This window comes from Herminiimonas contaminans, from assembly GCF_015645465.1.
Lineage (GTDB): Bacteria > Pseudomonadota > Gammaproteobacteria > Burkholderiales > Burkholderiaceae_D > Oxalicibacterium > Oxalicibacterium contaminans.
Map to the genome: position 1 here is coordinate 74,819 of NZ_JADOEL010000011.1, position 20,964 is coordinate 95,782.

The 20,964-nt window shown below is 54.8% G+C and carries 25 protein-coding genes; 13 read left to right on the forward strand and 12 right to left on the reverse strand.

The window, feature by feature from the left end:
- The first annotated feature begins 4 nt into the window (after positions 1–4).
- Positions 5–1,882, forward strand: a complete 1,878-nt coding sequence (locus tag IXC47_RS13530) for an FTR1 family protein (protein WP_230089555.1) — start codon at positions 5–7, stop codon at positions 1,880–1,882.
- 72 nt (positions 1,883–1,954) lie between these two features.
- On the opposite strand, the gene IXC47_RS13535 is transcribed toward IXC47_RS13530, so the two are convergent.
- From IXC47_RS13535 to IXC47_RS13545, 3 genes are all read right to left on the reverse strand, one after another.
- On the reverse strand, positions 1,955–2,440 hold the full coding sequence (locus IXC47_RS13535; protein ID WP_230089556.1) for a hypothetical protein: 486 nt from the start codon (positions 2,438–2,440) through the stop codon (positions 1,955–1,957).
- 154 nt (positions 2,441–2,594) lie between these two features.
- On the reverse strand, positions 2,595–3,425 hold the full coding sequence (locus IXC47_RS13540; protein ID WP_195875946.1) for a siderophore-interacting protein: 831 nt from the start codon (positions 3,423–3,425) through the stop codon (positions 2,595–2,597).
- The gene (locus IXC47_RS13545) at positions 3,425–3,985 is read right to left on the reverse strand and encodes a PadR family transcriptional regulator (protein WP_195875947.1); all 561 of its coding nucleotides are present in this window, start codon (positions 3,983–3,985) and stop codon (positions 3,425–3,427) included. The genes IXC47_RS13540 and IXC47_RS13545 overlap by 1 nt, the downstream gene beginning before the upstream one ends.
- Positions 3,986–4,209: 224 nt before the next feature.
- On the opposite strand from IXC47_RS13545, the gene alkB reads away from it, so the two are divergent.
- Positions 4,210–4,857, forward strand: a complete 648-nt coding sequence (gene alkB / locus IXC47_RS13550; protein ID WP_407651131.1) for a DNA oxidative demethylase AlkB — start codon at positions 4,210–4,212, stop codon at positions 4,855–4,857.
- A 61-nt stretch (positions 4,858–4,918) separates the two neighbouring features.
- Here alkB and IXC47_RS13555 read toward each other — a convergent pair whose 3' ends face one another.
- From IXC47_RS13555 to IXC47_RS13575, 5 genes are read right to left on the reverse strand one after another with little or no spacing between them, the layout of a single operon-like run.
- Positions 4,919–5,446 (reverse strand): SRPBCC family protein, encoded by a 528-nt coding sequence (locus tag IXC47_RS13555; protein WP_175625884.1) that lies wholly within the window; start codon positions 5,444–5,446, stop codon positions 4,919–4,921.
- Positions 5,447–5,491: 45 nt separating this feature from the next.
- Positions 5,492–5,920, reverse strand: a complete 429-nt coding sequence (locus tag IXC47_RS13560; protein ID WP_195875948.1) for a YciI family protein — start codon at positions 5,918–5,920, stop codon at positions 5,492–5,494.
- A gap of 20 nt (positions 5,921–5,940) precedes the next feature.
- A complete protein-coding gene (locus IXC47_RS13565) occupies positions 5,941–6,423 on the reverse strand; it encodes a VOC family protein (RefSeq protein WP_195875949.1) in 483 nt (160 codons plus the stop codon).
- A 52-nt stretch (positions 6,424–6,475) separates the two neighbouring features.
- Positions 6,476–6,679: a hypothetical protein gene (locus tag IXC47_RS13570; protein WP_175625887.1), complete on the reverse strand. Its 204-nt coding sequence runs from the start codon at positions 6,677–6,679 to the stop codon at positions 6,476–6,478.
- A 21-nt stretch (positions 6,680–6,700) separates the two neighbouring features.
- Positions 6,701–7,144: a YybH family protein gene (locus IXC47_RS13575; protein ID WP_195875950.1), complete on the reverse strand. Its 444-nt coding sequence runs from the start codon at positions 7,142–7,144 to the stop codon at positions 6,701–6,703.
- Between the two features lie 86 nt (positions 7,145–7,230).
- Here IXC47_RS13575 and IXC47_RS13580 point away from each other — a divergent pair, with 86 nt between their 5' ends.
- Positions 7,231–7,893 (forward strand): TetR/AcrR family transcriptional regulator, encoded by a 663-nt coding sequence (locus tag IXC47_RS13580; protein ID WP_195875951.1) that lies wholly within the window; start codon positions 7,231–7,233, stop codon positions 7,891–7,893.
- 4 nt (positions 7,894–7,897) lie between these two features.
- Here the strand turns inward: IXC47_RS13580 and IXC47_RS13585 are convergent, their stop codons facing one another.
- Positions 7,898–8,110, reverse strand: coding sequence for a DUF3820 family protein (locus IXC47_RS13585; protein WP_012079690.1), 213 nt, complete (start codon positions 8,108–8,110; stop codon positions 7,898–7,900).
- Between the two features lie 221 nt (positions 8,111–8,331).
- On the opposite strand from IXC47_RS13585, the gene IXC47_RS13590 reads away from it, so the two are divergent.
- The 3 genes from IXC47_RS13590 to IXC47_RS13600 are packed head-to-tail and all read left to right on the forward strand — an operon-like array spanning position 8,332 to position 10,721.
- Positions 8,332–8,571, forward strand: coding sequence for a FeoA family protein (locus tag IXC47_RS13590; protein WP_195875952.1), 240 nt, complete (start codon positions 8,332–8,334; stop codon positions 8,569–8,571).
- 12 nt (positions 8,572–8,583) lie between these two features.
- The gene (feoB, locus tag IXC47_RS13595) at positions 8,584–10,416 is read left to right on the forward strand and encodes a ferrous iron transporter B (RefSeq protein ID WP_195875953.1); all 1,833 of its coding nucleotides are present in this window, start codon (positions 8,584–8,586) and stop codon (positions 10,414–10,416) included.
- The gene (locus IXC47_RS13600) at positions 10,413–10,721 is read left to right on the forward strand and encodes a DUF6587 family protein (RefSeq protein WP_175625892.1); all 309 of its coding nucleotides are present in this window, start codon (positions 10,413–10,415) and stop codon (positions 10,719–10,721) included. The genes feoB and IXC47_RS13600 overlap by 4 nt, the downstream gene beginning before the upstream one ends.
- A gap of 52 nt (positions 10,722–10,773) precedes the next feature.
- Here the strand turns inward: IXC47_RS13600 and IXC47_RS13605 are convergent, their stop codons facing one another.
- Positions 10,774–11,598 (reverse strand): D-alanyl-D-alanine carboxypeptidase family protein, encoded by an 825-nt coding sequence (locus IXC47_RS13605; protein ID WP_195875954.1) that lies wholly within the window; start codon positions 11,596–11,598, stop codon positions 10,774–10,776.
- A gap of 219 nt (positions 11,599–11,817) precedes the next feature.
- Positions 11,818–12,057: a hypothetical protein gene (locus tag IXC47_RS13610; RefSeq protein ID WP_195875955.1), complete on the reverse strand. Its 240-nt coding sequence runs from the start codon at positions 12,055–12,057 to the stop codon at positions 11,818–11,820.
- Between the two features lie 351 nt (positions 12,058–12,408).
- On the opposite strand from IXC47_RS13610, the gene IXC47_RS13615 reads away from it, so the two are divergent.
- The 5 genes from IXC47_RS13615 (at position 12,409) to IXC47_RS13635 (ending at position 18,780) form a co-directional block, all read left to right on the forward strand.
- A complete protein-coding gene (locus IXC47_RS13615; protein ID WP_195875956.1) occupies positions 12,409–13,992 on the forward strand; it encodes a glucan biosynthesis protein in 1,584 nt (527 codons plus the stop codon).
- 143 nt (positions 13,993–14,135) lie between these two features.
- Positions 14,136–15,320, forward strand: coding sequence for a GGDEF domain-containing protein (locus tag IXC47_RS13620; RefSeq protein WP_195875957.1), 1,185 nt, complete (start codon positions 14,136–14,138; stop codon positions 15,318–15,320).
- Between the two features lie 64 nt (positions 15,321–15,384).
- Positions 15,385–17,232 (forward strand): ABC transporter ATP-binding protein, encoded by a 1,848-nt coding sequence (locus IXC47_RS13625; RefSeq protein ID WP_195875958.1) that lies wholly within the window; start codon positions 15,385–15,387, stop codon positions 17,230–17,232.
- 72 nt (positions 17,233–17,304) lie between these two features.
- Positions 17,305–17,982: an alpha/beta hydrolase gene (locus tag IXC47_RS13630; protein WP_195875959.1), complete on the forward strand. Its 678-nt coding sequence runs from the start codon at positions 17,305–17,307 to the stop codon at positions 17,980–17,982.
- A gap of 219 nt (positions 17,983–18,201) precedes the next feature.
- Positions 18,202–18,780, forward strand: coding sequence for a Dps family protein (locus tag IXC47_RS13635; RefSeq protein ID WP_230089558.1), 579 nt, complete (start codon positions 18,202–18,204; stop codon positions 18,778–18,780).
- Positions 18,781–18,948: 168 nt separating this feature from the next.
- Here the strand turns inward: IXC47_RS13635 and dmeF are convergent, their stop codons facing one another.
- The gene (gene dmeF, locus IXC47_RS13640; protein ID WP_175625899.1) at positions 18,949–19,902 is read right to left on the reverse strand and encodes a CDF family Co(II)/Ni(II) efflux transporter DmeF; all 954 of its coding nucleotides are present in this window, start codon (positions 19,900–19,902) and stop codon (positions 18,949–18,951) included.
- A gap of 70 nt (positions 19,903–19,972) precedes the next feature.
- On the opposite strand from dmeF, the gene IXC47_RS13645 reads away from it, so the two are divergent.
- Together IXC47_RS13645 and IXC47_RS13650 are read left to right on the forward strand one after the other, a co-directional pair.
- Positions 19,973–20,245, forward strand: coding sequence for a metal/formaldehyde-sensitive transcriptional repressor (locus IXC47_RS13645; protein ID WP_195875960.1), 273 nt, complete (start codon positions 19,973–19,975; stop codon positions 20,243–20,245).
- Positions 20,246–20,383: 138 nt separating this feature from the next.
- Complete coding sequence (locus IXC47_RS13650; protein WP_195875980.1) at positions 20,384–20,875, forward strand: cupredoxin domain-containing protein; 492 nt, start codon at positions 20,384–20,386, stop codon at positions 20,873–20,875.
- Positions 20,876–20,964: the final 89 nt, after the last annotated feature.

Consider the following 20,964-nt stretch of genomic DNA (forward strand, 5'->3'; position numbering starts at 1 on the left):
CCTCTTGCTGAGCGCATACAGCGTGGCGGCGACCACCGATGACGAAAAAGCGCAGACCGTGGTGCACATGCTTGATTACATCAGCGTCGACTATCCGGAGTTTGTGCAAAACGGGAAAGTGCTGAACCAGTCCGAGTTTGAAGAGCAACTGGAGTTTTCTACCCAGGCTTTGAGCTTGCTAAAGGAAATGCCGGCCAACGCCGAGCAGGCCAGCCTGCTCGATAAAGGCCAGGCACTGCGTAAAGCTATCGCCGGTAAGGCAGAAGGTGCGGAAGTATCGAAGCAGGCTAACGCTTTGCGCGCAGATGTCATCCGCGTCTACAAAGTGGCAGTGGCGCCGAAAGGCACGCCTGATCTGGCGCGCGCGGCACAACTGTATGCGGCGAACTGCGCGGCCTGTCACGGCACTACTGGTCGTGGCGATGGTCCGCTCTCCAAAGGCATGGACCCTGAGCCTAGTGACTTCCATGACCAGGGCCGCATGAAAGTGCGCAGCATCTACGGCCTGTACAACACCATCGCGCTGGGAGTAGGCGGCACGCCTATGCGTCCTTTCACTGAAATCACGGAAGAAGATCGGTGGGCACTGGCCTTCTTTGTCGGTACCTTGCGCGGTACGGATGAAGAAGTGAAGCAGGGTGAAGCCGAATGGAAAAATGGCACAGGCAAGAAAGAATTTACCAATCTGCGTGCACTGGTTACACAAACACCTGATGAGATAGAACAAAGCGGCGGCAGCGCGCTCACCAAAGTGCAAAGCTATCTGACCAGGCACCCGGAAGCGATCAAGGTTGCTGCGCCTTCGCCATTGCAATTCTCACGTGAAAAACTGGCGCAATCGCTGGCCGCGTATCAGGCTGGTGATGCCGGCACAGCGCGTCAACTGGCGATTACCGCTTACCTTGAAGGCTTCGAGCTGGTTGAGGGGAGTCTGGATAACGCAGACGGCGTACTGCGCCAAAAAATCGAACTGGAAATGATGGCCTTGCGTGCATCGATAGGTGCGGGCAAGCCAGTCGAAGAAGTCAGCAAGCAGGTGCAAGACATCGAAGCCTTGCTCGATGATGCGGAAGAAGCGCTGTCCGGCGACTTGTCGGCAACCACAGCCTTCATCAGTGCCTTGCTCATCCTGTTGCGTGAAGGCCTGGAAGCAATCCTGGTATTGGCCGCGATCATTTCCTTCGTGGTCAAGACTGGTCGCCGTGACGCCTTGCGTTACATCCATTACGGCTGGATGGCGGCAGTTGCGCTGGGCATCCTGACCTGGGTCATCGCGAATTATGTAATCAATATCTCCGGCGCGAACCGCGAATTGACGGAGGGTATTACTGCGCTGATTGCGGCTGCAATGTTGCTATACGTCGGTTACTGGTTGCATAGCAAATCCTACGCACAAGCCTGGCAAAAATTCATCCGTGAACACGTCAGCGCTGCGCTGGAAAAGAAAACGGTGTGGGCGATGGCAGGTGTTTCCTTCCTTGCGGTTTACCGTGAACTGTTTGAAATCATCCTGTTCTATCAGGCTTTGTGGGTGCAGGTCGGCAACGATGGCCACGTCGCGGTACTGAGCGGGATTGCCACTGCAGCTGTACTGCTGGCGATCATAGGCTGGGCGATCCTGAAGTACAGCATACGCCTGCCTATCGGCCCATTCTTTGGCGTGACTTCGGCCTTGCTGGCATTCCTGGCAGTGGTGTTTGCCGGTAACGGCATCGCCGCGCTGCAAGAGGCTGGCGTGATCGAAGCGGATCGCTTTAACTTCATCACTGTGCCGCTGCTGGGCATACACCCGACCGTACAAGGTGTCGGCACGCAAGCGATCGTGCTGGTGCTCGTGATACTCGGTATCTGGCTGTCGCGCCGTCAGGCGAATGCGAAGTAAGGCAGTGCGATAACACAGTACAAAAAAAGCCCGCTGATGCGGGCTTTTTTATTAGCTTATCTTGCGCTGACCTTATACAGAAGTTGCCAGCAAGGATGCCACAGACATTTGCTGTTCTTTGGTCAGATCCAGGTCGCGCGTTAATTTATTCAACTGCCCGTAAGCAGAGTTAAGCGCGCCACTCAATGAATTGATGGTGGCTTGTATTTGCTGCATCTGTTCCTGCTTTTGCTCGGGACTCAGCCTTTGATTCGCCATGATGGTATTCAGCTTTTGCTGTTGCTCGCGTATTTGTTCCTGCAGCTCGCGTATGCGCTTGAGCAAGTCCTTGATGGTATCGGGCAGGCTGCTCTTGTCTATGTCCTGATTCTTGACAGGCTGGTTCGCTGCTTGTCGTTTTGCGGCAAGTGCCTGGCCGAGGTCAGAGAGTGTGACCCGGGTGCCGGATGATTTTTCACTGGACTCTGCATCTGTTTGCCCGTTAGCCTGCGCAGGGACGAGGTCTTGTGCCGAGTTCGGCGCCGGAATTGTGGAACTGTTAACGGATGTGATGTTCATCTGCAAACCTGTGGGATGGGCAGTTAATGCTTCATTAACGACAGGCTGTGAATAAAGTTGAGAGCAGAGTTGCGGCAGGCATGTTCGTCTTGTGTAAAGTAAAAAGCCCGCATCAGCGGGCTTTTGTTTTAACCCCTGATGCCGGGTTTTGTTTTCAGTCGTCGATAGAGTCGTGCGTATCGGCACTACCTTTGCGCCAGTAGCCGGAGGCGCGTATCCATTTCGGATTCGCTTTATGCACATCGATTAAATGCGTGCGTACGGCTTTGGCTGCTGCTGATTCGCAGGCTACCCAGGCGTGGAAATCGCCTTCTGGCAGTACGCTTTGTTCCAGTGCGGTCAGCAAAGGGAATGTACCTGCACTTGCACCGTTGCGATAGGCCCAAATGATTTGCACGTTGGCAGCACTCGGCAAGTCTACCTGGTCGTCAGCGGAATCAACTTCGGCGATGACGATGGCGTGTGCGCCTGCAGGCAATTCGGCGAGACGACGTGAGATCGCAGGCAGGGCAGTGTCGTCACCGACCAGCAAATGCCAGTCAAAATCTGTGGTCACGATGAATGAGCCACGTGGTCCGCCTACACCGATGCGATGGCCAGGGGCGGCTTGCTCGGCCCAGCGTGTTGCCGGTCCCGCCAGGTGTAGTGCGAAATCAATCTCCAGCGTCCTGGCGACAGGATCGTAACCACGCGGTGTGTAATCACGCATGGTCGGTTTGGCGCCATCCGGCCAGACCGGACCGTCCGGGCCTGCGGTAGGCAAGGTCAGGACGCCATTTGCATCAGGGAAGAATAGTTTGACGTGATCATCAAAGGCCGGACTGACGAAGTCAGCCAGTTCGTCACCACCGAGCGTAATGCGTAAGAGATGTGGTGTGACGCGTTCGGTCTTGACGACTTCCAGTGCGCGGAAGCGCAAGGTGTGACGCACACGTTTCGGTGTGCGGTCGGGTTGGGTGGCAGCTGGGGGAAGGTTGGCTGTCATTAAATTTGCTCCAATTGTTGGGCTGCGCGATCGAGGATGGCGGCAAAGGCGTTGGCCTGTTCCGCTGTCAGCGCTTCGCCGGACAGGCGCAGGCGCATCGCGAGCTTGAGGTTTTCGATAGCCCGTTTGACTTGCGGTGGACGACCGCCACGCAGGCCGGCACCATCGACGCCGCCATTCAGGCGCAGCAGCATGGCGTCTACCATAGGACGGTTTTCTTCCAGGTGACGCAAACCGGCTTCGGTGATTTGATAACGCTTGCGTCCGCCCTGGTCGGCTTCATCGACGCTGAGCAGCGTGAGTTCTTCCAGCAGGGTGAGGGTGGGGTAAACCGTGCCCGGGCTCGGGCTGTATGTGCCATCCAGGCGTTCTTCGATTGCTTTGATTAATTCGTAGCCGTGGCTTGGCTTTTCGGATATCAGATGCAGCAGTACGAAGCGCAAGCCGCCGTGGCCGAATATGCGTCCTTCGCCTGTCATGCGGCGGCCTCTGCCGCCACCGATATCATCGCCGTCGCTGCGGCTGGCCATATGGCAGTGAGAATGTTGATGATGTTTCATGTTTTCCTATCTAGTTTATATCTAGAACAATTACGATATATCTAAATGCAGTCTAAGTCAAATTAGATAGGGTAAATATTTGGAGTAGAGTTAGCTGAGCGGATTGGTGCTCAAAGGCAATAAACTCAAGATTTCCCCTGTGCGCAGCAAGCTTTGCTACGTATGGCGATAATGTCGCTCTGGTGTATGTGAGTGCCATGTAGATAGATAACGGGGTATCGGATTTGGACTTGTTTGATGGAATAGAAGAGCGGCGTAGCTGGCGCGAAGACTTGTGCGCAGGTGCGACGGTGCTGCGTGCTTATGCGCTGGCGCACGAGGCTGACTTGCTGGCTGGCGTGACTAGTGTGTGTGAGGTCGCACCGTTTCGCCATATGCATACCCCGGGTGGTTTTCGCATGTCGGTCGCAATGACGAATTGCGGTGATTACGGCTGGGTCACTGATAGAACGGGTTATCGCTACGATGCGATCGATCCTGTCAGTGGCCAGCCGTGGCCGCAGATGCCGGATGCGTTTCTGAGGTTGGCGCAAGCTGCAGCGGCGGCGGCAGGTTTTACGGATTTCACGCCGGATGCCTGCCTGATCAATTGCTATGAGCCGGGTGCGCGCATGTCGCTGCACCAGGATAAGGATGAGCATGACTTCCGTCAGCCCATCGTGTCGGTATCGCTAGGCATACCTGCCGTGTTTCAGTTCGGCGGTGATGCGCGTAGCGATAAGCCGGTGCGTGTGCCCTTGCAGCATGGTGATGTAGTGGTGTGGGGCGGGCCTGCGAGATTGCGTTACCACGGTGTGCTGGCGCTGAAGCAGGCGACACATCCCTTGCTGGGTGGTCGCAGGATTAACCTGACCTTACGCAAGGCAGCCTGATTTGAATATTCATTCTTAATTTGAATATTCGCTTCAGGCATGCTTGCATGCAGCCGCTGGTTTATTGCTCTGCGGCCGCTTTCAGATTGGCGAGACCGATAGCAAAATCATCGCCGACCATTTTGTCCATATTGAAAAAGACACTCATCAGTTTGGACATATAGTTGGCCGGACCGTACATGCTCCAGGTCACCTGGGTCGCATCGCCTTGCGGTTGCAAGGTAAATTCCGCCGTATTGTGTGCTTCGAACGGCGCCAGGAAGTCCAGCTTGATCACGATGCGTGATGCAGGCGATGACTCTGTGATTTCCATCCGTCCCTTACCGACGTTCTTGTCGCCATCCCATTCATAAACTGCACCCTGGCCACTGGCTGCGCCACTGTGTGTGCGTTTCATGTCCGGATCTTTTTTCTCATATGGCGACCATGTGGTCCAGCTATGGAAGTCGTTAATGAGTGGATATATCTTTTCCGGTGGCGCCTTGATGGTCGTTGTGCGTTCGACGCGGAAGGTGTCCGGCTTGGTGGTGGCAAAGACCAGGATGGCGATGATGACAACCAGTACGGCGATGGCGATGATTTTGAACATGGATGGTCCCGTTGTTAGTCGTTGTTATGGGTGCTTGTAGTGGAGTCAGCTCTGGTCCGCTTCTATTTTGGCGCGCAGGCGTTCTTCCTGTAACCGCAGCTCTGGCGTTAGCTCGGCGCCGAAATCTTCCATATCAAATATCTGGCGGATTTCGATCTCCGATTCGGCTCCGGTCGGGTTGGGACAGCGTTTGACCCATTCGATCGCCTCTTCTTTTGACTTCACTTTCCAGATCCAGAAACCGGCGATGAGTTGATTCGTTTCTGGAAATGGGCCGTCGATGACCGTGCGTTTGTCGCCTGAGAATCTGACGCGTGCACCTTTCGAACTGGGATGCAGGCCGTCACCGGCCAGCATGATGCCGGCATTTACCAGTTCTTCATTGAAGTTGCCCATCTCGGTGAAGAGTTTTTCATCCGGCATGACACCGGCTTCCGTGTTTTTGTCTGCTTTGATGATGATCATGAAGCGCATGTTGATGCTCCTCTCTGGTTTTATTTGGCTGGTTCTTCGGTACACATTTTCTGTGCACCTTCACGTATTTCTTCCGGGCTCATATCGCGTATATGAGTAGCGATCGACCATGAATGGCCGAATGGATCTTCCAGTACGCCATAGCGATCACCCCAGAAGGTGTCTTCCATCGGCATTTTGGCGATGGCTCCGGCTGCGACCGCACGGTTGTAGACGGCATCAGCGTTTTCCACATAGAGGTGGATGGTGACCGGACTACCTTTCAGCGACTTGGGGGCGAACGAACAGAATTCCGGATATTCATCCATCAGCATCAGCGATGAATCACCGATGCGTAGATGGGCGTGCATGATCTTGCCGCCGGGGCCGGGTAGTACTGAAGCGTCGGTGGCGTGAAAGGCTTTCTTGTAAAACTCGATGGCGGCCGCTGCATCGGCACATACCAGGTGTGGGGTCAGGCTATGCATTCCTTCCGGAATGGCTTTCACTGCTGGCTTGCTCATGGTGTGCTCCTCGTGGATATCAGATGTATGGTCCCTGTCTGTTGCATGGACTCTACGGACGGACCTTGTTGCCGGATTCGCCGTTGTAGTCTCTGTGGTGTGCTTCGTATTGCTCTATTTGTTGCAGCAGGCTTTGCATCTCGGCCTGCTCGTGTTCAGCCTGGCCGACCGCCCACAGCTGGTCAAAGCGTTGAATCATTTGCAGGTAGTCGGCCTCGCTGGTACTCAACGCTGGTGCTCCGGCTGGGATGTTCATGGCTGCTTCTGATCGCTGGGCTTAGGGTTGCAGGTCGAACAAGGCCTTGCTGGTTTCCATGTCGAAGGGTGCCGAGAAGTGTTCATGCACGATTTTCCATTTGCCATCTATCTTGCGATATCCGGTGCTTGAACGCATCCATGAGGTCTGCTCCTTGCCATCCTTGTCTATGCCGCCGCAGCGGTTCAGGCAATGGCTGAACGCCACATTGCCGTCAACTGCGATGTGCAGGTCATGCACCTTGAAGCTCATGGCGGAACACATAGACATACACATCTGCCAATGCTTTCTGTATACATCCCAGCCCTTGAATTGCAAGGCCAGGATGGCATCGTAGGCGATGACATCGGGGGCATAGTGCGCCATCGTCGCATCGACATCGGCGGCACTGGCGGCCTTGATCCAGCTATCGATCAGTGCGCGGATTTCTGCTTCTGCTGCAGTGTTATTTATCTCCTGACTCATACTGTTTCTCCTATGGAAGGTAGTTATTGTGTACAGTGTTCATAAATAATAGTACAACTAGTGTACGGTGTACACATTTATTCAAGATGACGAAAAAAGTAGTGGTTCCGAAGCGCAATACTTACCGCCACGGGGATTTGTACCGGGCTTTGCTGGAAGCGGGAACGCAGATGGCGCGGGTAGGAGGGCCGACTGCAGTGGTATTGCGTGAAGTGACGCGGCAGGTCGGGGTGGCACCGAATGCCGCGTACCGGCACTTTGCCGATCGCAATGCCTTATTGCAGGCGGTTTGCTTTGTCGCTCAGTCGCAACTGGCGCTGGCGATAGAAGCTGAAATGCAAGCATGTGTCGACAATGGCAATGCTGCCGATCTGGCGCGTGCGCATGTGCGCGCCGTCGGTACTGGCTATTTGCGTTTCGCGCGCGCCGAGCCGGGTTTGTTCCGCACGGCATTCTCGGTGCATGAAGATTTGCAGCAGGCGCAGACACCGGCAATGGCCGGGGAGAGTGGCCTCACGCCATTCCAGTTGCTGGGTTTAGCGCTGGACGAACTGGTGGCGGCAGGTGCGATGGGAGCGGAACGCCGCGCAGGTGCCGAGTTCCTGGCATGGTCGGCAGTGCATGGACTGGCCATGCTCTCGATAGACGGGCCTTTGCGTAGCCTGAATGATGAGCAGGCGGCAGCAATAGGACAACGCCTGATCGATATGGTGGAGTTTGGTATGCCGCTGGCGCGCGGCTGGGGTTGACTGCTTAAGGTTGGCGCAATGGATCAAGCAAATGCCGCAAGGCATTGTGATCCAGTTCATACATGAGTGCGATCAGGCTGCCCAGTTCACCAGACGGAAAACCTTCACGCGCAAACCAGCCCAGGTAGTGACCGGGTAAATCGGCCAGCAGCCTGTCCTTGTATTTCCCGTAAGGCATGGTGCGGGTGACGAGTAGTTGCAGTGCTTCCTGGTTCATGTCTGGTGTGCTTGTATTTGCTGACGTAAAAAATAAAGTTGTGCACTGATGGGAGCGACGATAATGGCGTACGCATATTTTGCGTATGTAAATGATAAAGAAAAAGCGTCGGGCGCAAATTAAATTGCACCAATTTATTAGCCGCGTGAAACTTTTCCCGCCTTATCCTCTCTACAGAATTGTCTTATAATGAGAATCATTGTTATTTGTATTGGCTTGCTGTGAATCTTTCCGAATTGCCTCCCTTTACTTCTGCCGTAGTCGACGACGTGATCAATGTCGATGGCGTTGACCCGATAGCCAAACGCTTGCGTGAACTCGGTTTTGTTTCCGGTGAGCCGGTGCGCATCGTGGCGCGCGGTCCTATAGGCGCTGATCCTCTTTTAGTGCAAATCGGTTTTACCCGTTTTGCTTTACGTCGTTCCGAAGCGCAGCGCGTGCGCGTGCACGTCGCCAGCTAATTTTTATATTCCATGTCCATATCCCGCATTGCGCTTGTTGGTAACCCTAATTGTGGCAAGACTGCCTTATTCAACCAACTGACCGGCAGCCGCCAGAAAGTAGCGAACTACGCTGGCGTGACGGTGGAGCGTAAAGAAGGGCGCTTCACTGCGCCATCCGGCCGTGTGTTCAGCCTGCTTGATTTGCCGGGCGCTTACAGCCTGGACGCCACCAGTCCGGATGAAGTGATTACACGTGATATCTGCCTCGGGAGACGTGCTGGTGAGGCAGTGCCGGAACTAATCGTCTGCGTAGTGGATGCCACCAACCTGCGCCTGCACTTGCGCTTCGTACTTGAGGTCAAGCGCCTCGGACGTCCGATGGTGCTGGCACTGAATATGATGGATGCAGCGCGCAAGCGTGGCGTGACCATTGATCGCGAAGAGTTGCAGCGCCAGCTCGGCATGGATGTAATCGAAACCGTCGCCATCCAGACCGGTGGTGCGCAAGACCTGGTGGCGCATCTGGATAAAGTAGTGGCCAAGGATATGGCTGCGCCGGTGGTGCACGAAGGTGAAGTGCATGACCAGGTGCGCAAGATACTGGCAGCGGCGGTAGTGATGCCGACCGCTACTTCCGGTATCGATGACACGATAGATCGCTGGGTGCTGCATCCTGTGTTTGGCCTGGCGATTCTGGCGTTGGTGATGTTCTTTATTTTCCAGGCAGTGTTTTCCTGGGCTGAGCCTTTGATGGATGGCATTACTGAAGGTGTGACAGTTACTGGTGAGTGGTTCGCTGCGACACTGCCGGATGGTTTGCTGCGCAGCCTGGTCGTGGATGGGCTGTTTGCCGGGCTGGGTGCGGTGCTGGTGTTCCTGCCGCAGATTCTGATCTTATTCTTCTTTATCCTGGTACTGGAAGAATCCGGCTACCTGCCGCGTGCGGCTTTCCTGCTGGATCGCCTGATGTTCAAGGCCGGACTGACCGGACGTTCCTTTATTCCTTTGCTGTCCAGCTTTGCCTGCGCGATTCCCGGCATCATGGCGACGCGCAGCATCCAGGACCCGCGGGATCGTTTGACGACCATCCTGGTTGCGCCGCTGATGACTTGTTCGGCACGTTTGCCGGTGTATACCTTGCTGATCGCGGCCTTCATTCCGGCCAGCACGGTGTGGGGCATCTTTAATCTGCAGGGTATCGTGCTGTTTGTGTTGTATGTGGCCGGTATCGTCAGTGCGATGGCGGTGGCCTGGTTTATCAAGCGCATGCGCAAGGATAAGAGCGAGCACGCATTGCTGATGGAATTGCCTTCGTACCGCATGCCAGGCGCGCGCAACGTCGCTATCGGCCTGTGGGAACGCGCGCTGATCTTCTTGCGTCGTGTGACCACCATCATCCTGTCGCTGACAGTATTGCTATGGTTCCTCTCGACTTTCCCGGCGCCGCCTGAGGGTGCAACTCTGCCTGCCATTGATTACAGCCTGGCGGGTCAGCTTGGACGTTTGATGGAGCCTGTCTTTGCGCCTATCGGTTTCAATTGGCAGATTTGTATTGCACTGATCCCTGGTCTGGCGGCACGTGAAGTGGCGGTGGCTGCGCTGGGTACCGTATATGCAATGTCGGGCAGCGAAGAAGCGGTGGCCGCGCAACTCGGCCCCTTGATTGCCGCGCAATGGTCGCTGGCGACGGCCCTGTCCTTGCTGGCCTGGTATGTATTTGCGCCGCAATGCATGTCGACGCTGGCCGTGATCCGACGTGAAACCAATTCCTGGCGTACAGTAGCCGTCTCCGCAGGTTATCTGTTTGGCCTGGCTTATCTGGCCGCATTCCTGACTTATCAGATTACAAAGGCACTGACATGAGCGCGTATGACTTGCTGCAAGATGTGATTATTGGTGCGATTGTTTTCTTCAGTGCGCTGTACGTGCTGCGCAAATTGATGCCGAAGTGGATGCGCGCCCGTCAACAGGCGCTGGCGACCATCTTGAGTAAACCTGCGCGGCCGTATCTGTTACGCAGCCTCGGTGCGTTTCTGATGCCGGGTGAGAGTTCTGGTGGTGGCTGCGGTAGTGGTTGCAGCACGTGCTCGACCTGCGAATCAAATCCGGAAGCAGAGCCTGAAGCGAAGCTGGAAGCAAAGCCGCTGGAGTTCCAGCGACATATTTGAACTGAAGTAATGCAATCGCCTGATCCTTCAAGCGATTGCAATCCGGCCGGGCTTACTTGAGATTGAGCTTGGCCATCACCGGCTGATGATGTTCTTTCGTCAGCAAACGATGCAGGTAGTTGGCATCCGCAGTCCGGCTCGAACTCCCACGCGCATTCAATAAAACCATGATGGCATCGCGTCCAGCGGCACGTACACGCATGATGATGCAGCGTCCGGCTTCCTGCGTGTAGCCGGTTTTCGACAGCGAGATAGCCCAGTTCTTGTCACCGACCAGCTTGTTGGTGTTGTGATAGTGGCGCATCGAGCCATTGACGTCGATCAGGTCATTGCTGACGGTCGTTATTCTTTCGATTTCCGGATACTTGGAGGCGGCCAGCGCGAGTCTGGCCAGGTCGCTGGCAGTCGAGGTGTTGTACGGCGAGAGGCCGGTTGGTTCTTCTATATTGGTGCGGCGCAGGTTAAGCATATGCGCTTTGTTGCGTACCGCCAGCTTGAAGTGTTCCAGACCACCAGGGTAGCTACGTGCCAGTGCATGGGCGGCGCGATTGTCGGACGACATCAGGGCCAGTTCCAGCAATTCGTGGCGCGACAATACGGCGCCTACCGGCACACGTGAAGAACTGAATTTCAGGGTGTCGACATCCTCTTCGGCTACCGTGATGCGCTCATGCATATCGGGTTTGGCATCGAGTACGACCATCGCAGTCATCAGTTTGGTGAGCGAAGCGATAGGAACGATGTCGGTCGCATTCTTTTCAAATACGACGTGGCCGGTGCTTTCATCGATCACGATGGCATGTTTGGAACCGAGGGGAGTGGCAAAGGCAGAGCTGGCAGCGGTGATGGCAACAGCGAGGAGGATGGAACGGATCATAAACGCTCGAATGAATTTCTTTGAGCGGGAATAATAGCCTCGTTTGTTACTGCAAAGTTGGTGTCAGGTGGTGTGCAGCAGACTATTTTTTGTAACGGATGTTAATTTGTTCAGAGATGGTCTGAATGACAGATGCGGAAAGGGTGGAAGGTGATGCCTGCTGCACAATTTTTAGGCAGTACAGCAGGTGCTTCAATTCTGTGAATTGATGCCGGAAGATTATTTCTTCGGCAGGTTAGGATCAACCGTGTGTGCTACCGCTGCGAACATATCGGCAACGGTTTCGAATTGGTTTTTGCCCAGGTACTCGGCTTCACGCATCAGGTGCATGGCGAGGGCGGTATTGCTTTCATCGTTGCTGCCTTTCAGGCTGCGGCCGAGGTGGCGACAGAAAGAAAGAATCTCGCTTCTGCTGTAGGTATCTTCTGCCGGTGCCGTGTCTGTGTTCTGATCGCTCATTGATGCTCCTATCGTTGGTATGAGTAAGAGGCAAATAGTATCCAATCGGGGCGGGGTTGTCTTGGTATGCGCCCAATAATCATTTTTCCCTAGCTGGATGGCTTGATGCAATTTTCAATAAATTACATTCACTTTATTCCATAATTCATTGATTTATTTGAGTTTAAATTCTCAATTTGAAGTGAATTCTAGAATATTGAATTGCACTGCGGAAAGGCGCTGGTGGCGCACGAATTGCTAGTAAAACGAGATATGTACACAAACCAAAATAATTTTCCTATTGCAAGAAAGTGAACGTTCTTGCATCAGACATGCCAAAGCGTGCTGAACATATAGCTATCAAGGAGCACAATGCAACGTCGTGATTTACTCAAAGCTTCCGCCGCACTGACACTGGCCGGATTTCATGCTCCCGCACTTTACGCAGCGGGCAGCGCCAATTCCAACCTGAAAACCCTGGGCAAGGCAGAAGCCTTCGACTATGCATGGCTCAAAGGGCGCGCTCGCACCCTGGCCAGTCAGCCTTACCATGCGCCCGATTATCCGGTGCCGGCGGCAGTCAAGGCGCTGGATTGGGACCAATACCAGGCCATCGGCTATCGCGACGATCACGCTTTGTGGGCGCAGGAAAAATTGCGCTTTCAGGTCAAGTTTTTCCATCTCGGCATGTATGCCAACCAGTCGGTCAAGATCCATGAAGTCAAGGATGGCAAAGCGCTCGAGATCGCTTACGATCCCGCCATGTTCAACTATGGCAAAAGCGGACTGAAAGGTTCGGAGATGCCCAAGGATCTCGGCTTCGCTGGTTTCCGCGTCAACTTTCATACCGATCTGGTGCGCGACATTACCGCTTTCCTCGGCGCCAGTTATTTCCGCGCAGTTGGTGGCGAATGGCAGTACGGCCTGTCGGCGCGCGGGCTGGCTATCGATTGTGGCATGGAGCGGCCGGAAGAGTTTCCGCGTTTCAGTGAGTTCTGGCTGGAGCGCCCCAGCAAGCAATCGAGTCATTTGGTGGTGTATGCCTTGCTCGACTCGCCTAGCATCTCGGGAGCCTACCGCTTTGAAATCGCACCGGGTGCGACCACCCTGATGGATGTCGATGTTGCGCTGTATCCGCGCAAGACCATAGAGCGCATGGGTATCGCGCCGTTGACCAGCATGTTCCAGATGGGCGAAAACGACCGCCGCATCAGCAATGACTGGCGTCCGGAAATCCATGATTCCGACGGCCTCGAAATGTGGACCGGCAATGGCGAATGGATCTGGCGCCCCTTGCTCAATCCCGAACACCTGCGCTTCAATGCCTACGCCGATGAGAATCCACGCGGCTTTGGGCTGATGCAGCGCGACCGCAACTTCGACCACTATCAGGATGATGGCGTGTTTTATGACCGTCGTCCGAGCCTGTGGGTGGAACCTAAAGCAGGGTGGGGCAAGGGTTCGGTGCAACTGGTCGAGATTCCGACACTCGACGAAACCTTCGACAACATCGTCGCCTTCTGGAATCCGGATGCCAAGCCACAAGCCGGGCAGGAACTGCTGTACGGCTACAAACTACACTGGGGCGCGCAGATGCCATACGCACCCAAGGCCGCAACCGTGGTGGCGACCCGCACCGGCGTCGGCGGCGTGATCGGCAAGAAGCGCACCTATTTCTCGTGGCGCTTCGCGGTCGACTTCGCTGGCGGCGATTTCGCCTTGCTGGGCAAGGACGTGAAGGTTGTGCCGGTCATTTCGGCGACGCACGGCACGGTGGAAATTACTTCGGCGCGGCCTTTGCACGACATTAAAGGCTATCGCGCTATTTTCGATCTGAAGATCGCGGACGACGTCAAAGGCCCGATCGATCTGCGCCTGTATCTGGCCGCCGATGGTCAACCTTTGTCCGAAACCTGGTTGTACCAGTGGACGCCGCCGAACGATCGCAGCTATTAACAGCTGCCGGCAGTTACTAAAACGCAGTCTCGATTCATACAACATTTGCCGATTTTGATCTGGCAAATGTTGCAATGAATCAAGTTTTTGCCGCTAACGCCGATTACAATAGGTATCCATTACCTAAAACCGGCTTCTAGCTCATGCTGACACTCGCATCGATCCTGACCACCACTGCGTTGCTCAGTCTCGCAATGGCGATAGTGCTTGGTTCCTTGCTGCGTTCGTCGGTGCCGGGCGTGCAGGAGTGGTTTGCGTCCAACCTGATGGTAGTGATTGCATTGCCTTTACTGGCTTTGCGCGACCTGATCCCTGATTTCATCTCCGTCGTCATCGCCAATACCGTGCTGGCTTTGGCCGCAGCCTATTATTTCGTCGGCTGCGCGCGTTTCGTCGGGCAACCGCCACGCTGGAAGCTGCTGATAAGCAGCATCGTCCTGATCGCGTTGGGCCTGATCATCTGGCGCTACGCCATTAACAGTATCCCGGTGCGGGTACTGATCATGACCACCTTCTTCTGCACACTGTGCGTTTCTTCCAGTGTGGTCTTGCTACGGCACAAACCACCGCATCGCAATCACTACAACTATTGGTTCGCTGCCGCGCTGGCGCTGATTTTCGCGGCTTGCCAGTTGACCCGTGGCATTTACTTCATTACGCTGGATGAGCCGTCTAGCACCATGATGTTCGATAACTTCTGGAACATCGTGCTAATGGTCATCGGTGCCGTAACCTTGCCGACCATGACCATGGCTGCTGTAATGCTGACCCATGATTCCATGCTGGCGACGCTGGAAGACGCAGCCAATCACGATCACCTGACCGAAGCCATGTCGCGTAAACGACTGGAAGCAGTGGCGCGCGAGCAGATCATGCGTGCCGCAAAGCTGGCCCGGCCCTTGTCCCTGCTGATTATTGATCTCGATCATTTCAAGCGCATTAACGATACATTCGGCCATGCTGGCGGGGATGAAGTGCTGCGCGAATTTGCCCGCATGACACGAGCCTCCCTGCGAGATGGTGATGCGTTGGGACGACTGGGCGGGGAAGAATTCGGCATCCTGCTGCCGAATACCGATACCAATGGGGCGTTGGCGATTGCACGGCGTTTGCGTGAGGATTCCGAACGACACCTGATCTCAGGCGCTTTTGGCGAATGCCATTACAGCATTAGTATCGGCATCGCCACCTGGCGTGACGGTGAAAGTTTTGACCGTTTGAGCATACGCGCCGATCGTGCGTTGTACACTGCCAAGAATGAAGGCCGTAACCGGGTACTGGTAGACGAGCACAACAACCTCGATAGCCTGACATCCGCCGCGGCCTGACCATCGGATAGCGCTTCCGTCTGGCTATCCGCAGCCAGTGATAGTCAAGCACGGAGCGCAAGCCATGCACATCCTCTGGACTTACCTCAAGCCGCACAATCGCCTGGTCGTATTGGCCTTGTTCCTGGCGGCGATCAGCCAGGTATTGGCGCTGATCGATCCCATCATTCTTGGCAAAATCATAGATGAGTACGCGATCCGGCCGGAAGGCAAGACGGATCAGCAACTGGTTGCCGGTGTTCTTTCCCTGCTCGCGCTGGCGCTGGTCATCGCCGTGCTGTCGCGCCTGGCCAAGGCTTTGCAGGAATACCTGACACGACTGGTGGTGCAAAAGCTGGGCACTGAAATCTTCAATGACGGCTTGCGCCAGTTGCTGCGCCTGCGCTTCCAGGAATTCGAAGACTTGCGTAGCGGCGAAACCCTGTCCCTGCTGCAGAAAGTACGTGCCGATAGCGAGCGCTTCATCAATTCCTTTGTGAATACCGTGTTTGCCGCCATCGTCGGTATGGGCTTCTTGACCTGGTATGCGGTGACCAAGCACTGGATGCTGGTGCCGGTGTTCCTGATAGGTGTGCTGGTACTGGGCGGTCTGACCGGTTTGCTCAGTCGTGAAATCAAAAGCCAGCAGCGCTCCATTGTGCGTGAAACCAATCGCAACTCCGGCTTTATCGCCGAATCGCTGCGCAATATTGAACTCATCAAAAGCCTGGGCCTGACTTTTGCCGAGATACGTCGCTTACAGGCGCAAACCATGGTGCTGTTTGCACTGGAAATGAAAAAGGTCAGGCGCATACGCTTGCTATCCTTTCTGCAGGGCACCACGCTGGTGGTGCTCAAGCATGCAATCCTGTTTGCCTTGTTGTGGCTGATCTTCCGCGATGTACTGAGCACCGGTGAGCTGATCGCGATGCAATTCATCTCGGTGGCCATCCTTGCGCCTTTGCAGGAGCTGGGCAACATCATCATTGCTTACCGCGAGGCAGAGGCTTCGCTGATGAATTTCGATGCATTGATGAAGAAACCGGTGGAACGCGGGCCGGAGACGCCTATCGATCTGGGACCGGTCAGCGATGTGCGTTTTGAGGATGTCAGCTTTAGCCACAAGCACGCGAGCGAACCGGCCTTGCAGCATGTCTCGTTCTCGGCCAGTCTGGGTGACACCATCGCTTTCGTCGGGCCGTCCGGTTCCGGCAAGTCGACGCTGGTGAAGCTGTTGGTGGGCCTGTACACGCCAGCCAGTGGCGAGGTGTATTACAACGATATTTCAACCAAGGACTTTCGCTACAACCGGGCGCGTCGCCAGATCGGTTTCGTGACGCAGGAAACGCATTTATTCGCAGGAACCATACGGGAGAACCTGCAATTCGCTAAGCCTGATGCGACAGATGAGGAAATCATCGCTGCGATGGAGCAGGCGTCGTGTGCTTACTTGCTCGAGCAATCGCCGGAAGGGCTGGACACCATGATAGGGGAGATGGGCGTCAAACTCTCTGGCGGCGAAAAGCAGCGGCTATCGATCGCCCGTGCACTGATACGCCAGCCGCGTTTGCTGATCTTCGACGAAGCGACCTCGGCGCTGGATTCGCTGACCGAAGAACAGATCACCGATACGGTGCGCATGATCTCTGCGCGCAGCACCCAAATCACCATCTTGATCGCGCATCGGCTATCAACCATCATGCATGCCAACACCATCTTCGTGCTGGAAAAAGGGCACATCGTAGAAAGCGGCAGCCACCTCGCTTTACTGGAAAGCAAGGGCTTGTACTACGCGATGTGGCGCCAGCAAATAGGTGAACGCAGTAGCTGGCCGGGTACCAAGCAGGATGATGAAGAGCCGGACGAGAGCGAAGCGGACCGAAATGATCGCGAACGTGATGCGCAAATGACGATGTTCAACCTTGGCGAATGATCTATCCGTCAGCAGGCGCTGACATCCGGGCAGGCGGTTTTCAATTCCGGAGGGAAGAGGTAAGATAAGGGCATGTTTGATCTCTCATTAATGGGACGCCTGTCGTTCACACACGCGTCGCCTACCAAATCTCCGTTGCAGCCAGGTCGACAATTCCTCGGGATCTTCGAGGAACGTGACGCTGTGCTGTATGTTCCAACCGGCCTGGAACCGAATACCAAGGTGCCTTTACTGGTCATGTTTCATGGCGCAGGCGGCAGCGCAGAAAAAGTTTTGCCCTTCCTCGAAGAGCATGCCGAGCGCAATAAATTCTTGCTGCTGGTACCGCAATCGCTGTACGTGACCTGGGATATCGTGATCGGCGGCAACGGCCCTGATATCCAGCGCCTGGGTCAGGCGCTGACAGAAGTTGCTTCCCGTTACCTGATCGACCAGGAACATTTCGGTTTCGCCGGGTTCTCTGATGGCGGCAGCTATTCACTGTCAACAGGCATCACCAACGGTGACCTGGTCAGCCACGTCATTGTATTTTCCGGCGGCTTCATGTCGGTCTTCATGCAGGAAGGTGCACCCAAGGTCTTCATCTCGCACGGTTTGGTCGATGAGCAACTGCCGATAGAAACCAGTGCACGTCCGCATGTCGCCAAGCTGAAAGCGGCCGGTTATGACGTAGAGCTGGTTGAATTCAATGGCAATCACTCGATCCAGCCGCCTATCGTGGCACTGGCAGTTGATTTCTTTTTGAAGTAAACACTTGAAATAAAGCAGGGCGGTCGCATTACTAATTAAACGATGATGCGGAACTGATGATGCGACCCGCTATCCAATCGTTTTTCGCTATCTGAGTTATAAGTTTGCTGAACTTGCTGCATGTTGCAGCTTGGGTCAGAATGCAAGAGCGTAGTTTCAAGCATGCCAAATCATATGCATGTGATTCTCAATCACTGAGTAATAACCGAGGAGCGATGTATGAAAAAACCTGTTAAAGCTACTAAAGCCGTGAAGTCTAGCAAAGCCAGTTCGGTAGCAGACATCAAGCGCCGCCAAAGCGCACCTTTGATCACCCCTAGCGACATGGGTACCAAGGCAACGAAAGACATCTCTGCTGCCATGAATGGCGTACTGGCAGACGTGTTCGCGCTCTACCTCAAAACCAAAAACTTCCACTGGCACATGAGCGGCCCTCACTTCCGTGACTATCACTTGCTGCTCGACGAACAAGCCGTACAGATTTATGCGATGACGGATCTGATCGCGGAACGTATCCGTAAAGTAGGCGGCATGACCTTGCGCTCCATCGGTCACATTGCACGTACCCAGCGCATCAAGGATAACGATGCAGACTACGTCGAACCTAACGACATGCTGGCGGAGCTGCGTGAAGATAACAAGTTGCTGACTTCACGCCTGCGTGCAGCGCATGCTGTGTGCGATGAGCATCATGACATTGGCACTACCAGCCTGATCGAAGTCTGGATTGATGAGACTGAACAGCGCACATGGTTCCTGTTTGAAGCAGGGCGGAATGCTGATTCGACCGGTCATTAATTGACGTTTAGTTTGTTTTTGAAGATGCCGCTTGGTTTTGCCGAGCGGCATTTTTTATTGGTGGGTTGCGTTTAGTTGTTGCGGATGGAGTTTTCACTCCGTAGAGACTGGGGTTGCCGGGAATGGCCCGGCGGCCACAGCCTCTTGGCTTTATCGTAGTGAGGTCTTTCAGACGCGTACTATTTCTACCGTTATGTGCGCTAGCTCTTCGTGTATTGCCAGCTGTTGTCTGAAGTAGTCTGGGGCTACATCTTCTCGCACTGCGAGTGTCAGTATGCAGGCATAGGTTTGTTTGCCGACTCGCCATACATGCAGATCACAAATAGTCGCCGCTATCGGACTATCCGCAATGACTTCACGTATTTCCTCGACCACCGGCGCATTCATTTCTGCATCCAGCAGTACCCGACCGCTATCCCGTATCAGGCCATAAGCCCAGATCGCGACCAGTCCGGCACCGACTATCCCCATGACCGGATCCAGCCAGCTTGCACCCCATAGCTTGCCGCCAAAGAGGGCGACGATGGCGAGTACTGATGTGGCTGCATCCGCCACTACATGCATGTAGGCCGAACGCAGGTTCAGGTCGTGATGATGGTCATCATGCGTGTGTCCGTGGTCATGGCCGTGATGATGATCGTGACCATGTGAGTGATCGTCTTTCAAAAGATAGGCGCAGACCAGGTTGACCAGCAAGCCGATGGCAGCGATGGCGATGGCCTGGTCGTAGTGCACTGCGGTCGGATTGATCAGGCGCTCTATCGACTGATACAGCATCAGGCCTGCAACCAGCAGGAGTAGCAGGGCGCTGGTGTAGGCGCCGAGGATTTCTATTTTCCAGGTGCCGAACGCAAAACGGTGGTCGTTGGCGTAGCGTCTGGCCAGTACGTAGGCCATGACGGCGAGGCCCAAGGCGACCGAGTGCGAACTCATGTGCCAGCCGTCGGCCAGCAAGGCCATGGAGTTGTAGGCATAGCCGCTGATGATTTCGGCCACCATCATGACAGTCGTTAGCAGCAGTGCCCACGCGGTTTTCTTTTCGGCTATCGGATTACCACGATTGAAGATGTGTTCGTGCACCAGATGGGCCGGGGCTTGTAGCGTGGTTTCGGAGGTGTTCATATGCTTTTCCGGTGAATTTAATATACTATACCCCAGTATATTAGCAGGCAGTCTGAAAGGATGTTTACAAATGTCACATACCCACGGAAACAAGAAGCTGCTGGCGCGTGTGCGCCGCATGAAGGGGCAAGTCGAGGCGCTCGAGAAGGCACTGGAAGGTGGCAGTGATTGTGGTGCGGTGTTGCAGCAGATTGCGGCAGTACGCGGTGCTGCCAACGGTTTGATGAACGAGGTACTGGAAAGCCATATCCGTGAACACCTGGGGTCGCATGTCGTTTCTGAAGAGGAGCGTCAGGCTGATCTGGAGCAGGTCCTTACCGTCCTGCGTTCGTATCTGAAGTAAACGCCGCTTGTCGCCCGGCCAGATTCCTTGCCTTCATGTATCATCTGCGCGCTACTGAAATGATGGAAATTAAGCTCTGTAGCAGCTCAGTAGACTATGAATTAAAGCAATAGTAAGGAATGGAAATTGAAGAAACTGATGTTGGCGGCTTTGCTGTTTGCCTCCTCTGTGGCACTGGCTCATGATGACGGACACGGTAAGCCGGTATTCGATGCGAGCAAGGCTGAGCAGAAAGAGTTTGGCATAGCCGGTGACCCGACCAAGGTGCACAGAACCATCAAACTGGTGATGAATGACGATATGCGTTTTACCCCGACCCGGATCAAGGTCAAGGAAGGCGAAACCGTCAAGCTGGTCGTCAAGAACAAAGGCAAGATCATGCATGAAGTCGTCCTCGGGACGACCGCATCACTGCAACAACATGCAGCCACGATGCGTAAATTTCCTGACATGGCGCATACCGCGCCGTATATGGCACACGTCAAGCCGGGCGGTATCCAGGAGATTGTCTGGACCTTTAATCGCCCGGGCCATTTTGATTTTGCTTGCCTGCTGCCTGGTCATTTTGAGGCGGGAATGGCCGGCAAGATCGAAGTAGGTGAAAAGAACCGCCGCAATTACTTCAATTAACAGCAAATCCGCAGTATTCCGGCAGTGTCTCCCGCTATGAGGCACTGCGCACCCCTCTACAGAGTTCTCTTTCGCACGCAATTTTTACA